Genomic DNA, 243 nt, shown 5'->3' with positions numbered 1-243 from the left:
CTTCGCTTCCGAAGAAGCTCGCGCCACACCCTTGAGTCCTGTGCCCGGATTTGCCAAGGCACCCTCTCCAATGCAGCGACCGGGACTTCCAACACCCGGACAACCTTCCGCGATCCGTCCCCCCATCTTCAGACAGGATTTCACGTGTCCCGCCCTACTTCTCGTACACCCAGTTCTTTCCCGCTGTTTTCGTCTACAGGGCTATCACCTGCTATGGCCGCACTTTCCAGAGCGTTCGACTAA

The 243-nt window shown here is 58.0% G+C and carries 1 rRNA gene; it reads right to left on the bottom strand.

Annotated features, from left to right (window positions below):
- Window positions 1-108: 108 nt before the first annotated feature.
- Window positions 109-243, bottom strand: a 23S ribosomal RNA gene (locus AB3X94_RS42350); the annotation flags it as partial.

This window comes from Paraburkholderia sp. BR10923 (genome assembly GCF_040948765.1).
Classification (GTDB): Bacteria; Pseudomonadota; Gammaproteobacteria; order Burkholderiales; family Burkholderiaceae; genus Paraburkholderia; species Paraburkholderia youngii.
The sequence above is the reverse complement of the archived record's forward strand: the minus strand, read 5'-3'. Positions and strand labels throughout refer to the sequence as shown.